This window comes from Coleofasciculus sp. (genome assembly GCF_046539235.1).
Classification (GTDB): domain Bacteria; phylum Cyanobacteriota; class Cyanobacteriia; order Cyanobacteriales; family Coleofasciculaceae; genus Coleofasciculus.
On record NZ_JBKHHI010000002.1, the window covers coordinates 1 to 14,604 of the forward strand.

The following is a 14,604-nucleotide window of genomic DNA, read 5'->3' on the forward strand; positions in this document are numbered from 1 at the left end:
TGCTTGCTCGAACAAAACTTGACCGGACAAAACACGAACCCGTTTTAACGGGTTTGAGCATTTAGCCGGAACTTTAGTTCCCGGCTTGGTGAGATTAATCGCTTGTCATCAATGGTTCAACATTTATGGCTTTCAAATTTGGCGAAAACGCAGCATCTGCAAAAGTTCCTCAGTATCCATTTCCAACCCTTCAGCAATATACTCTAATTCAATATCCGTTGGTCTCGCCCCATCTTTGATTTCCTGGAGTCGGGCATCTGAGATAGGTGGATTCTCTTTATACTCTTCAGTCCATTCCAATCCTGCCACCAAGTCACTCAATAGTGGCTTACCCAAAGCATCAACACGGCGTTGAATTCGTTCATTTGTCGCCTTTTGCAGCGTTCGCAGTTCATCCATCCTTAAATGATCCAGGCTATCCAGGATTTTTTGCAGCGTTAGTTGTGTCTTATTAGAGTCAGTCATAAATAAAGGGTACAGGAGTGCAGGTTTATCGGCTTTACCCTTACGCCAAAATCTTACCATTTTTTAGGGGATGTGTTGACAAAAGACATAGGACAACATTAAAGCGTCTTCAAATACTCAATCAACGCCAACTTATCCTCAGCCGCCAACTCAGTGCCATAAACATGACCTTGATTACTATTTGCCGTCACCCTTGTATCATATTTAAATCCCTCTTTCTCCGCCGCTACGCCTTCAGCAACAAAGCCCACTTTTTCCGGATTATACAGATCATATCCTCTGTAAAACACCATCGTCCGCTGCTCCGGCATCTCCAATAAATCCGTTAAATAGGGGACAGAACCATTATGCAAATAGGGCGCTCTTAACCACAACCCATCCAAAGCTACCGCCACATATCCATTCGTTTTGCGAAGCTGATCAAAATCCCAATCATACCCCTCAGCAAACTCATTATACGCATCAGCCGCCTCTTGCGTCCACATATCTAAACGATAGCGGTCTGTGCCAATCTCATCAATAGGAATAACGGTTCCAGTTCGTTCGCCACCAAATGCATGACAAGAGGCGCAGTTACTCTCAAAAATTTGACTCCCTTTTGCGGCTAAACCTTGGTCAACGTTGTACGGATATTTCGGCGGCGGTAATTGACGAATATAATCTTCCACCCGCTTTAATCCCTGAATATTAATTGACTCCTTCGTCGCCCCATCACCAATCGCCCCAGTGTTCACGGTTTCTGTGAGTGATGTTTCTAACCCATCCCAATGTAAGGCAAATCCTTCATGTTGATTTTGATTCCAAATCGACATCATATCGGAATTGCCAATGGTATCATCGACAGGCAACCCCAAAACTCGAAACTTCACCGGATTAAAGGGGGCAATGCGTCCGGGTCCTTGGTCAGGTCTTGCTTCCATCCAGGCAAAGGTTTCTTTAAGTTCTAATAACTCTTTCCGGGTGCGGGGAATAATAATAAACCGATAAAGTAGCTTATCAAACAAAGACAGGTCATAATTATAGCTAATTTCATCTAAGATATAGTCGGCATTAAATCGGGTATCAGTAGCACAGTCACCGAGAAAGCGAATATACCCTTGCAGATTAAATTTATTTGAGGGTCCACCGGGAACAATCGTTGGTTTATCTTTGGGAGTTTGGCGATAGGTGGCACTATGACAAAGCGCACAGGTTATCCCTTGGCGGGGAAAGCCGATAATTTTTTTAGAAAAGCCAACGGGTAATTCTTGTCCTTCTTCCCAAGTAATGCCGAGAGAGGTATAGCCACCGGGTTTGGGGAGTTTATCGGCAAAAACTCGAGGTAATACCAGCCAAATCCAATAGGGAACACCTTCAGCATTTTCACTGCCAATTGATCCGTATTTAAAATGATCTTCGACTGATTCGTAATAGGTATCGACTTCGCGAAAAAGATTATACCACGCCAGATATCCGACACTACCAATTAGCAATATTAGAATGATTGCGATCGCGGTAATGGTTCGTCCGATTTTTGATGGTGTACTTTCCACAAAATTGTTCCTTTATTTGTTGACTTAAATTAAGCCCGATTCTGTTTAATCAAAAACCTGTATGGGGAAGCATCCCAGTTGGGCAAATTGAGAGAGTAGAAAGCGACCCTATCTATAGCAAAATGCAGCAGGCGTTAAGGCATAGAGCCGACAATTTATTATTGATGCAGGTTTGTTTCCGCCTTAAATGCCCTAACCTTTATGGCGACAGCTATAATTAAGTAAACTCCAATTATTAAGAAATACAAGCGGGTCGCCCCTAACCATTTAACTTCTGCAAAAATGTCCAATTTAGGGAAACTCCTGGGCGGTTTCTGACATCCCAGGTTGCTCAGTCTTCATCGCCAAGAATAACAGAGTTCCTTGGACAATCACGAAAAATACATCAACTAAAGCAATTGTCAGAAATCCTAACGCTTGCCCAAAGAACAAAACAGCACTCAGGAAGAAGGTAGCGCCCGCGCCGCGTGTGACCACCACTGACATCCAAGCCGTTGCTTTGTAGCGATAGGGATCAATTGCCCCCGGAATATATAAAATACTTAGTTCCAGTAGTAAGAGTCCAGCCGCCCGTACCCAGATAATTGGCACGGGTATTTGCATCTTTAATAGCGAAAGCAGAACCTCTGGAAAAAAGCAGAGGGGAATCACAAAAAACATATTCACCACAATGCCTAACCAGACCATGCGACTAAACCATTTTGCATAAGGATTCATGATGTTTACTCCTGATTCTAAAGTGTTTTCAGATACTCAACCAACGCGGCTTTATCCTCCGACGAAAGGTTAGTACCATACAGATGACCCCTGTTACTATTGCCAGGTACAGTCGTGTCAAACTTAAAATACGGCTTCCCCTTCTCCTGGGCAATGGTTGAGACAAAACCGACATGCTCTTGATCAAACACATCATACCCGCGATAGAATACTTGAGGACGGTTGTCTGGAGCCTCTAACAAGTCTCGTAGCGTCGGTACAGACCCATTGTGCAAATAAGGCGATCGCAACCAGATTCCATCTAATGGCATATTGGCATAACCATCAGTCTTACGGAAGTTCTTGAACCGTTCCGGCGTTCCCACAAACAGGGTATTTTGATTAGACAGTAACTCGTAGGTATAAGAATCTAACCGATGCGGGTCAGTCCCAATTTCCCCAATCGGCGTCACTGTACCAACCTTCGCCCCGCCAAAGGCGTGACAACTGGCACAATTATTTTGATAAATTGGCTGACCCTTAGCTGCTAATTCCCGATTAATCGCGTATGGATAAGCTGGTGATGGAAGTTCCCACAACCAATCTTCAATCCGTTTAATCCGTTCCAAATCCGCTGTAACGGGTGTCACTCCTGCACCCAACGCCGCACTTAAATTACGTTCGTGAACTGACGTATTATCCCCATCCCAATGCAGTTGCAATCCTTCACGGGGTTTTTGATTCCAGATAGAGGGTAAATCCGCCGTGCCAATTTTTTCATCTTCTTCTAACTCATCCATCGGAAAGCTAAATTGAATCGATTTATAGGGATTAAAAGTATCCACCCGTCCTGGACCCCAATCCGGTTGTTCATTTAAAAAAGCCAGTTGACTTGCTTGGGTAATCAACGCATCTCTCGTTTGGGGAATAACCAGATAACGATAAATCAGCGTCTGAATCGGGTTAAACTTTCCCCCTTGGGCATCAATTTCGGCTAAGATTCGGTTAGGAGTGAATCGTTCATCCAAAGCCGTTTTGCCCAGAAACTGAATATACCCTTGTAGATTCACTGTATTTGAGGGCATGGTGGGGATAATTTGAGGTTCACTTTCAGGGGTTTCCCGCAGCGAACCCACATGGCAAATCGCACAATTTAAGCCAACACGGTCAATCAAGACGCGACGCTGAGAAAATCCAATGGGGCGGTCTTTCCCGGGTTCGTAAAGAAAACCTAAGGACTGATACCCTTCACCGGGTAATTTGTCAGGAAATACGGCGGGTAGAACTTTCCAAATCCAGTAAGGTACTCCATTTTCCGGTTCACTACCAATTGACCCATATTTAAAGTGATTATTAATATCAGCATAATCGACAGGATTATTTAAGACTAGGGGAGAAATTAAACCAATAATTGTAGCGAGTATAATTCCCGCAATCACAATCAATAGTTTCTTAAAAGTCTTTCCCGTTGACTTTAATGGCGTTGATTCTTCCATAATTAAGAATTAGTGATTGGTGATTTAATCTATTCTGCATTTAAACCTTAATGTCAGCTAAAGAGGGCTGAAGCCCTCACTACGAAGCCAATCTCTTGCACCATTTTAGTTGGGTCACGCCAGTAGAGGCAGTTAGTTTTCCTTATTATTCTTTGTTGTCATCCTAATGTTACTAAACCCGCCCACGCCTCTCACATAGTCCCGTCACCGAAACGGTGCATGGTCAAACACAGTCATAATTTCTGCAATCATTTCATCGGAATTATTATAGCGACTTAACTCATAACAACCCAGGGGATTTTCTAAGGCATTAAGCAAACATTTGTTGCAGTAAGTACAAGGGCGTTCAGGCAAGTCTTTTCCTGCCTTAAACTGATGCACTAGGTCATTATTCGCCACCAAGGGACGGGCAATACTAACCGCATCACAGAATCCCTCCTGAATTGCCCGACGAATATAGGACGCCTGTTGAAACCCTCCCGTACAAATAACTGGAATATTCACCTGCTTTTTAATCTCAGCCGCGTGATTAAGGCTAACCCCCTGATACTTTTGTAGAAGTTCCTGCATCTGTTCAGAACTCACAAACTTCTGGAACGACTCGTTCAAAGCTTGCGCCTTTACCTCTAATCCCTGAATTGGTTGGTCTTGGGTCTGTTTCTGAACCCGATTCCATAAGAATAAGAAAATTGGATAGAACAGGGGAAACCGAAATAATAAATAGTTGCGAAAGGTATGAATCCCACTGGATAACATCAAATCATACCAGCGCATCGCCTCGATGCGGGGAAATTCACCAGGAGGGTTCAAGGGATGAGGAAATATACTCCCCGTAGAAACATGAATTGCATCAACTCCAGCCGCTTCCATCCACTGACAGACTTGAATCGAATCCTCTAGCGTATTCCCTGGCTTTTCCCACGGAATCACGGCATCATTATACTCCACCGCACTAATCTTAGCTTGGAGGTGAAAATCATCACCCACTTCCTGACGAATGGCTTTAATAATCTCCAACAAAAAGCGAGCGCGATTTTCTAATGATCCCCCATATTCATCGTTGCGGTCATTAATCCCAGAACTGAGAAATTGGGTAATTAAATAACCATTAGCACTATGCAGTTCCACGCCATCCAGTCCCGCCTCTCTCGCCCGTCTCGCCCCCGCCGCAAACGCCTGAACTGTTTCTTTAATCTCAGCCTTGGTCATGGCTTGGCATTCAAAACCATGAAACGATTCTGTGATACTGGTTGAACTGAGGGCTTTTAAATTAAGGTTTTCCACGCCACTCACATCCTGCTGACGCCCAGAATGGCTCAGTTGCATGATAAATTTACAGTCGTATTCATGCACCACCTCACCAAGTTTACGCCAGAATGGAATACGGTCATCTCGGTCAATCGTGGCGTAGTTTGGCAGGATTCGTCCGCGAATTTGTACTGGCGTAAACGATGAAATAATTGCGCCGACGCCTCCCTGGGCAAACTTCTGTTCCCAATTGATTCGGACTTGGTTTCCGGAACCGTCATAGTTATCGAATCTGCCGGAAATATTTGAGCGAAAGATGCGATTACTGACGGTGAGGTTTCGGAATGTTAGCGGTTGAAAAATGATATCGTTGTCATTTATCATGTCATTTGTCATTCGTCATTCGTCATTTGTCATTTGTCATTTGTCATTTGTCATTTGTAATAGCTTGAGGCTTGTTAACATAACTTCATAAGGTTGAGTTTATTTCCACCAACCTACTTATGTTGGCATTTCCGGACTTGATTCGTAGCTATGCCTTTTTGTCAGATGGCGACAAAAATACAGAATATTCTAATTTTTTGATTATGGCAAATCCTGAAAAGAATGGGTAGGTATTTTAAGTTTTGTTAAAATTATCCAGATTTTGTGGCGAATGGGCTGAGGTGTGTTAGCACCATAAGATAAGTCAGTATGGACAAGGAATGCTTACTTGGCAAGGTTTTCAGTTCCATTAGTTTTCCCGAATCATTAAGACTAGCAATCCATGACTGCCCCGGTTGCCCCAACGTTCTAGGATTGAACAAAAATTGGTATAAATTGGGGAGAGTTGAGATTAATTCAGGAAATTGGCTGAAAGGGCTTGTCGGAAATAAGATAGAGATTTACTATGAAGATTATTGATTTTAGTCCCGATCGCGGTTTGAAATAATTGTTAAATATTGTATCCAAATAAAAGGAATTAATACGATGGCTAAATCATCCCAATCAGGTCGAGGTCAGCAAAAACCTTGGCATCAATTCCCCGTTCCCTTGGCATTAGTCAAGTTATTCCAGTTCCGGAACCGGCTGCGGGAAGAAAATCTACATGATACCGCAAAATTACCGACCCAAGGTGAGGGGACACAACCACCACCTAGTCCAGATGGTGCCCCTGTCAAGATTCGCACAGCCGACGGGAGTTTTAATGACCTGGAACAGCCAGAAATGGGACGGGCGGGTTCTCGTTTTGGACGCAATGTTCCCCTGCAATACACTTATCCTGACCAAAAGAATTTACTCGAACCCAACCCGCGTACAATTAGCCGCAAATTACTGACGCGGGATGAATTTGTACCCGCTAGCACCTTAAATCTACACGCCGCATCTTGGATTCAATTTCAAACCCATGACTGGTTTGCCCATGGAGGTACATTCGACCAGAAATTTGAGATTCCTCTAGAAGCAGATGATCCCTGGCCCCAAGAATATCGACCGCTAGAAGTAGGCGCAACGTTACCCGACTCAACCCGCCCCGACGGAGATAGCCAAAATCCCCCCACCTTTCTGAACCGAGTCACTCATTGGTGGGATGCGTCACAAATTTATGGCAGTGATCAGGATACCATTGATAAGCTGCGGACTCATGTCGATGGCAAGCTAATTATCGGTGACGATAACTTATTACCCATTAACCCTGAAAATGGCGTCGATCTCGTTGGTTTTGATGAGAACTGGTGGGTGGGATTGAGTATGTTACATACTCTATTTGTCAAAGAACACAATACGATTTGCGATCATCTCAAAAACGAATATCCCGACTGGACAGACGATGATCTGTTCAACCACGCCCGACTGATTAACGCCGCCTTACTCGCCAAAATCCACACCGTTGAATGGACGCCTGCAATCCTAGGACATCCAGCTTTAGAAATTGCGATGAACGCTAACTGGTGGGGATTATTAGGACCACATGTCAAACGCTTATTTGGGCGCATTGGAGAGGGGGAACTCCTGAGTGGGATTGTCGGCTCAGCGATAGATCACCACACTGCCCCCTACTATCTCACCGAAGAATTTGTCTCCGTCTATCGGATGCATCCATTAATGCCAGATGAGTTTGAATTTTACTCTCTCGACAATGGGGAATTGCGATTTACAGAAAATCTATTTGAAGTATCAGGAAATCGCAGTCGTAATTTAGTTGATAAAGTAGGGATGCCCGATTTATTCTACTCCTTTGGTATTACTCATCCTGGGGCGATTACCTTACATAACTATCCGCGTTTCCTACAGCAATTAGTCCGGGATAACGGCGAAGTCTTTGATTTGGCTGCTGTCGATATATTACGCGATCGCGAACGCGGCGTTCCCCGTTATAATCAATTCCGTGAACTCATTGGTCGTGAACGGGTCAAAACCTTTGAAGACATCACCGAAAACCCGCAATGGGCAAAAGAACTCCGGGACGTTTACAACAACAACATCGACAGCGTTGATTTAATGGTGGGGATGTTTGCCGAAAACCCACCCGCCGGATTTGGCTTTAGTGACACAGCCTTCCGTATCTTTATCCTAATGGCATCCCGACGACTCAAGAGCGATCGATTTTTCACCAGAGACTACACCGCCGAAGTCTACACTCAATGGGGTTTAGATTGGATTGACAACAACAGTATGTTAAGTGTCTTGCGCCGCCATTACCCCACCGTCAGCCCCGCTTTATTTGGCGTGGAAAATGCCTTTGCCCCCTGGCGTAAAGTCGGTGTTTCCGGATATTAATTGTTGGGATTAGAGAATAGGAAACAGGGAACAGGGAATAGTAACTCACCAAGCGTTGCGACACCCCCGATCAGATCTCCCTCTTCCCTTGTTCGATCTCGCTTCCATTCCCCCTATATATCCGCCTTCCGTCCCCCAACCCCCCTCGTTTCCCCTTATAGATCCCCCTCCCGTCCCCCTTCAAAAGGGGAAGCCAAAGGAAGCCCATGAAACACCTACAAAAATTCTGGCATAATGCCCACAATCTAGAACCGCTACCTAGCGACTATGAATCCTGGACGGCTGCAAAAAAACAGGACTTTCTTTGGCAGCAGAGAATTTTAGTATCCCAATACAATAACCTACCCCCGCTCGAAAAAATTGACGTTATTGGTTTATTCTTTACCTTTTTAAGCATCAAAATGGATCGCTTATCTGATGAAGTACCCCGCAAATGGAACAAAGCCATTCACGCCCACGCCAGTGTAGCTAAGGTTAAGTTAATCCCCACCCCGGATACTCCATTTACTGGTTTATTTAAAGGTGCTGACTCCGGTCTTCTACGATTATCCCTCACCGGTGATCCCAGCGATCGCGGATTTGCCCCAGGGTTAGCCCTCAAGCTTTTAGTGGACGGCAAACCCTCGGAAAATGTCTCGGCGTTGGTTTCCCTCACGGGTCAAGGCAATAACTATAATTTCCTTGCCAATGAATTGTCTAATATCGTTCCCGCAGAAAATAATTTAGGTCCGAAATTAATCAATTTAATCTTCCGCCGCGTCAGCAAATTTCCCCGCAAACTCTATTTGCAAGGCTTTGCCAAAATCGACCAAACGGGTCATCCAGAACCTGATCCCTTTTATCCCTATCGCCTTTTTCTGGTTCCCAATCCCACTATTCAATTTCCTGAACAGCCGCCCCATGATTTCAGAGATGATCTAGCCACGATTCCCACTGGAACCCGTTTATTTTCCCTATATGCCGTTGTTCCCAAAAACGTAGGAGACGAAAACGCTGACCAGAAAGCTGACATCATAGACGAGCCAAGTTATCGCCAAAATGCCCAACTTATTGGACATCTGGAAACCACCTCGGAATTCGTGGCATCCTACTACGGTGATAGCCAGCTATTTTTTAGACATCAGCGCTTCGCTAATCAATAATCCAGTTTCAACCACCCTTGATACTCACAATCAAAACCTGACTTTTGCCAAGCGTCTAAATCAACCTCAGTCAGTGGCGTAACCTCGGAACAGTGGGGCTGAATTCCCTGACTCAATAGCGCCCAAACTAGACTGCGCGTCACATCTAGTCCCGTCTTCCACCAGGATTCCTGATTCCCCGGAATTCCCCGTTCCTGCACCGTATCCACATCCACCCAAATCCCATTTGCTCCCAACAGAATTTGTGCCATCCACCCGGCTCGTGGTAAATGGGTGGGAGAGGTAATTAACTGAACATGACGTACCCCCCACTGCCGTAAAATCGGAATCCCGAAGTAGAAATTACCAAACGTGGAATCGGCACATTTTTCTAACCAAACCTGACCCATCGGCGCGTTATACTTTTGGAATATGAGCAAAATACAGGGTTCCTTAGAGCCTTGAGAAATCAAAACGGGAGTTTGGGGATGTTGCTTCACTAACTGAGCCACATAAACCTCCCGGCGAATACTTCCCCCCAAAACAAAGAACGTATCTACAGGTGCAGAGGCTCCTGCCGACAATCTGAAGATATTGGCAAGTAACCCTATACTAAGAATAACGACTAGGCTCAATAGCCCTAAGCCTAACCAGCGTAGTCGTTGCTTAGACAGTAGCCAACGCGCAACCCGTAGCCAATGGCGTGTTATCAATCGTCTCACTGAGGCTTACCACTTGATGCACTCTTATTGTCCGAGGCGAAGAGATTGTCTTCATCAACAGGACAATAGGTAAACTGGCACAAAATTTCTGGAAATTAACCAGATAAGTTGAGTATAGTAGCAATAGACGGATTTGATGCCGCCAGAACTATGCTATCCCTACTCAGGGTGAGTAACTTGAACTAAGTCCTTGGACATCTCTACCCATTATTACCCAAAACTGGGGAGAGACTTATCTTGATCAAGGTTACCACCGGGAGTATGTATACTTTATTGGTATACCTATCTAGCCAAAAACCACAGTTAGGTAGGTCAAAGAGATAGTTCCGCCAGTTAGGTGGTGTTAGCCTGTGAACTGGTTGACCCTTCGGCTTCGCTCAGGGTCACCACCAGGATGAAACAGGAAGTAAGTTCCAAAGATGTCCGCCTGTAGATAACTTTGGGTAAGTCTTATGTAACGGAATGGTAATTATTGCAGCCAACGACTGGGTACGCTTTGACTGTCCGCTTTAAACCAACCCATAGTCTGTTCGACGTATTTCCCATGAATCAATATTCTAAAACCTTCCCTTGGCTCAAAAGCATCCTCTTAACTGGTGCGATCGCTACAACAGCCACATTATCATGGTTAGCCCCAATTGGCAGCAATCGCTCCGTCTTTGCGGCGCTTCAGGATAGTCCCAAGACGGTTGTTGATGAAGTTTGGCAACTTGTTAATCAGGAATACGTTGATCCCTCGTTCAATCAAGTGGATTGGCAAGCGACCCGCCAACAGCTACTCAACCGCAATTATACGTCTTCTGAACAAGCCTACAAAGCCATTCGCGACGCCCTAGAACCCATCGGTGATCCCTATACTCGCTTTTTAGAACCCGAACAATTCAAAGCCTTAACGGATCAAACATCGGGTGAACTGTCTGGGGTAGGGATTCGCATGGGCGTTGATGAGAAAACCCAGAAGCTGGTTATTATTGAGCCGATTGAAAATTCACCAGCATTCAAAGCCGAACTTAAATCTGGAGACAAAATTATCGCCATTGATGGCAAATCCACTCAAGGGATGAGTGCGGAAGAAGCCTCGGCGTTAATTCGCGGCGAAGTTGGCTCATCCGTCACTCTGAAAATATCTCGTCAAGGGCAAAATCACTTTGATGTTACCCTAACCCGCACTCAGATTGAGCTACCGTCTGTACACTATACCCTCAAGCAGGAAGGTCAAATGCGGGTGGGTTATATCAGCATTGATGAATTTAATTCCCACGCACCTGAACAAATGCAACGGGCAATTCGCAATCTGGATAGCCAAGATGTGAATGGTTATGTTTTAGATTTGCGTGGCAATCCTGGTGGATTATTGTACGCCAGTATTGAAATTGCCCGGATGTGGCTGGATGAGGGTGAGATTGTCCACACTATTGATCGCAAAGGTGGAGAACAAAAGTTTTCTGCCAACCAAACCGCACTAACTCAGCTTCCTTTGGTTGTTTTAGTTGATGGCAATTCAGCTAGCGCCAGTGAAATTCTAGCGGGTGCGCTGAAGGATAATAAACGGGCGAGGGTTGTCGGTTCGACGACGTTTGGTAAAGCTGTCGTGCAGTCTGTTCATTCCTTATCTGATGGTTCAGGTTTAGCGGTTACGATTTCCCGCTACTATCCTCCCAGTGGGATTGATATTAATCATAAAGGAATTAGCCCTGATGTGAAAATTGATTTAACTCGCGCCCAACAGCGGCGTTTGGTTACACAACCGATGTTACGTGCCACAATCGAAGATCCCCAATACAAGCAAGCGCTTACAGTTCTGGAAAATACGATGCTGGCAGAACGGGGTTTGAATCAACCGACTAAACCGATTAGTGTTCGGTAAACGTATATCTCTTGTTTATGACACAGGGCGGGTTTTGTTGAGAGGTTATCGGTAGATAACCAAATTAAACGGCTAAACCCGCCCCGACAATTGACAGAGGTTCCACCGGAATGTCTCTAATCATGATCAGTCAATCATAATCAAATGGGTCTAACCAAAGAGATTAGACCCAAGTGATCGTTCTATTAGGACTTTTCAAGCCGTTAATTTTTCAGGTTTTAATCTGAGCTTACTAATGTTTACAAATTCCACAGGTTCACCGCTTATTGACCCGCATAAATGAAATGTGTCTTTCTGGACTTGAGTTGGGTTTCGGTTTTCACCGAATCTAACCCCTTAAGGCTACGCTAGGTTGGTTACTTCTGTGGCAGAGCCAAAGATTGGGGATGATCGTCATCACCTCTGACTCTTCGTGGGTTTTTCTCCAGTTATTGCCTCTGGAGGACGATCTCCATATTTAAAGTAACATGGTTCTCTCTGGCTGCCAAACAGTATTTACCAAAGTTTAGGAGTTGTTACAAATAGTTGTAATCCGGGATTGATCTGAGATACCAGTCAACCAAGAACGAACTAGCGCTGCGGTTCCATATCCCCATACTTAATTAAAAGCGCGATCGCAATACTCACGGCAAAAATTAACACCATACTCAGCGCTGAACCAAATCCCCAGTTTTGGGTTGCGCCCAGAAACTGGTTGTAAATGAGACGAGATACCGTCATGCTGGAAGCCCCCCCTAACAACTCCGGATCAACGAAATCCCCCAAAGCGGTAATAAACACCAGAATCGAACCCGCCGCAATACCGGAAAAGGTTTGGGGTATAGTTACCTTCCAAAACGTTTGCACCGGATTAGCACCCAAATCCGCCGCCGCTTCCAATAAACGCCGATCTAATTTCTCTAAGGACGCATAGAGAATCAATACCATGTACGGTAAATAACTATACGCCATACCAATTAATACCGCCGAACTGGTATTTAAGAGCTCCAACGCGGGTAAACCAATCGAGGTTAAGATGCTATTGAGTACCCCGGTGGGTCGCAGAATCGTAATCCAGGCATAAGAGCGCAACAGGGAGGAGGTAAAATTGGGTAGGATAAACCCTAACAGGAGTAAATTCTGCCAGCGCTTCGGTGCCATCTGAGCAATCCAGTAGGCTACCGGAAACCCCAACACCAGACAAATCGCCATCGTACCTACTGCAAAAAACACGGATCGCCCCATCACCTGAAGATTGATTGGTTCAAAGACGCGCAGATAGTTATCCAGTCCCGACGGGTCAACAATATCCCCCGGTTTAATATCAGGAACCAAGCTCAACTCAAAGATGATCAGAGTGGGTAAAACCAACAATAAAAACAGCCACAGTCCAGCCGGTCCTAATAACGCCAATGGTTCTAACCACTGGCGTCGAGAACGGGTGGGTTCTTCAATAAATGAGGGTTCAGCCATATGATCTGTGGCTGCGGGATTGGGTAAGGAGGTGGGGGAAACTTTTTTGTCGGTAGACACGGTATAAGTATTAATTATGAATTATTCACATAGCCAGCATTTAAGAGCTGGTCAATTTCGTCCAATAGCGGTCATAGACGGCTTCAACTTCTCCTAACGGTTCCAAATTTTCGCACCGTTCCAGGGCTTCTTCTGGGGGAAATAGACTGGTATCATTTTTCAGGTCAGGCGGTAAGAGATTATAAGCAGCTTTATTGGGCGTCGCAAAACTGAGGCGTTCCACGATGCGTGCGGCGACATCTGGCTGCAACATAAAATTAATCCAAGCATAAGCGCCCTCGACATTGGGAGCGGTTTTGGGAATGGCTAGGGTATCAATCCAGAGAGAGGAACCACTTTCAGGAAGCACATAGCGTAAATCTTCATTTTCTGGCATGATTTCCGTGGCATCGGACGAATAACACATGGCAATCTTTAAATCACCACTGAGAATCTGGGGACGCCAAGCATCGGATGTAAAAGACGCGATCGCCGGTTTTAAGTCGATCAGGGCTTGATAGGCCGCTTGAATATGTTCCACGTTGGTGGAATTGTAAGAATATCCCAACTTTTTCAACGCCGCACCCATAACTTCTCGCACATCATTGACCAAAGTCATCCGTTTTGCCAACTGCTGTTGATACACCCACAGATAATCCCAATCCTCTGGCGAAGGTTGGACTTGCTGGGTATTGTAAATCAAGCCTGTAGTTCCCCAACTGACAGGAACGGAGTGGCTATTTCCCGGATCATAGTTGGCTTGCTGAAACCGGGGAAACAACCGATACATACCCTCGATGCGGGGTTGGTCGAGTTCTAGCAACATCCCCATCGTGATCATCTTTTGCACCATGTACTCCGAAGGATAAATGATGCTATAAGCGCCCCCACCACCTGCTTGTAGTCGAGCCAACATTGCTTCATTAGAATCATAGACATCCGCGATCGCTCTGATTCCGGTTTCTTCCTCAAAGCGGTCTAACAAATCTTGGTCAGTATAGCCAGCCCAAGTGTAAATGTATAACAGATTGGCATCATCTTGACTCCCCGCCGCCGGACGCACATTCGCCAGTCTCCAGCCACACCCTGACAGTGCTAGCCAGGGTAAGGTTGAAGCCGCCGCTTGTAAAAACTGACGGCGGTTTGGTCGTTTTCGGGATCTTGGCTGATTAGTCATTGGTCATTGGTCATTAGTCATTAGTCATT

Annotated in this window: 11 protein-coding genes; 3 read left to right on the forward strand and 8 right to left on the reverse strand. The window is 45.3% G+C overall.

What is annotated here, in order from left to right; genetic code table 11:
- Positions 1 to 132: 132 nt before the first annotated feature.
- The 5 genes from ACLFWI_RS00395 to ACLFWI_RS00415 form a co-directional block, all read right to left on the reverse strand.
- Positions 133 to 465, reverse strand: a complete 333-nt coding sequence (locus ACLFWI_RS00395; RefSeq protein WP_446411248.1) for a hypothetical protein — start codon at positions 463 to 465, stop codon at positions 133 to 135.
- Between the two features lie 98 nt (positions 466 to 563).
- Positions 564 to 1,997: a c-type cytochrome gene (locus ACLFWI_RS00400; RefSeq protein WP_446411249.1), complete on the reverse strand. Its 1,434-nt coding sequence runs from the start codon at positions 1,995 to 1,997 to the stop codon at positions 564 to 566.
- A gap of 291 nt (positions 1,998 to 2,288) precedes the next feature.
- Positions 2,289 to 2,714, reverse strand: a complete 426-nt coding sequence (locus ACLFWI_RS00405; RefSeq protein WP_446410321.1) for a hypothetical protein — start codon at positions 2,712 to 2,714, stop codon at positions 2,289 to 2,291.
- Between the two features lie 17 nt (positions 2,715 to 2,731).
- Positions 2,732 to 4,189: a c-type cytochrome gene (locus ACLFWI_RS00410; RefSeq protein ID WP_446411250.1), complete on the reverse strand. Its 1,458-nt coding sequence runs from the start codon at positions 4,187 to 4,189 to the stop codon at positions 2,732 to 2,734.
- 204 nt (positions 4,190 to 4,393) lie between these two features.
- Positions 4,394 to 5,833 (reverse strand): NADH:flavin oxidoreductase, encoded by a 1,440-nt coding sequence (locus ACLFWI_RS00415; RefSeq protein ID WP_446411251.1) that lies wholly within the window; start codon positions 5,831 to 5,833, stop codon positions 4,394 to 4,396.
- Between the two features lie 573 nt (positions 5,834 to 6,406).
- Here ACLFWI_RS00415 and ACLFWI_RS00420 point away from each other — a divergent pair.
- The gene (locus tag ACLFWI_RS00420; RefSeq protein WP_446409480.1) at positions 6,407 to 8,197 is read left to right on the forward strand and encodes a peroxidase family protein; all 1,791 of its coding nucleotides are present in this window, start codon (positions 6,407 to 6,409) and stop codon (positions 8,195 to 8,197) included.
- Between the two features lie 206 nt (positions 8,198 to 8,403).
- Positions 8,404 to 9,339, forward strand: coding sequence for a hypothetical protein (locus tag ACLFWI_RS00425; RefSeq protein ID WP_446411252.1), 936 nt, complete (start codon positions 8,404 to 8,406; stop codon positions 9,337 to 9,339).
- On the opposite strand, the gene ACLFWI_RS00430 is transcribed toward ACLFWI_RS00425, so the two are convergent.
- Positions 9,333 to 10,040 carry a YdcF family protein gene (locus ACLFWI_RS00430; protein ID WP_446411253.1) on the reverse strand — a complete coding sequence of 236 codons (708 nt, stop codon included), beginning with the start codon at positions 10,038 to 10,040 and terminating at the stop codon, positions 9,333 to 9,335. The genes ACLFWI_RS00425 and ACLFWI_RS00430 overlap by 7 nt on opposite strands.
- Positions 10,041 to 10,584: 544 nt before the next feature.
- Between ACLFWI_RS00430 and ctpB the strand changes: the two genes are divergently transcribed.
- The gene (gene ctpB, locus ACLFWI_RS00435) at positions 10,585 to 11,907 is read left to right on the forward strand and encodes a carboxyl-terminal processing protease CtpB (RefSeq protein ID WP_446411254.1); all 1,323 of its coding nucleotides are present in this window, start codon (positions 10,585 to 10,587) and stop codon (positions 11,905 to 11,907) included.
- 570 nt (positions 11,908 to 12,477) lie between these two features.
- Here ctpB and ACLFWI_RS00440 read toward each other — a convergent pair.
- The gene (locus ACLFWI_RS00440) at positions 12,478 to 13,359 is read right to left on the reverse strand and encodes an ABC transporter permease (protein ID WP_446409485.1); all 882 of its coding nucleotides are present in this window, start codon (positions 13,357 to 13,359) and stop codon (positions 12,478 to 12,480) included.
- Between the two features lie 100 nt (positions 13,360 to 13,459).
- The gene (locus tag ACLFWI_RS00445) at positions 13,460 to 14,575 is read right to left on the reverse strand and encodes an ABC transporter substrate-binding protein (protein WP_446409484.1); all 1,116 of its coding nucleotides are present in this window, start codon (positions 14,573 to 14,575) and stop codon (positions 13,460 to 13,462) included.
- Positions 14,576 to 14,604: the final 29 nt, after the last annotated feature.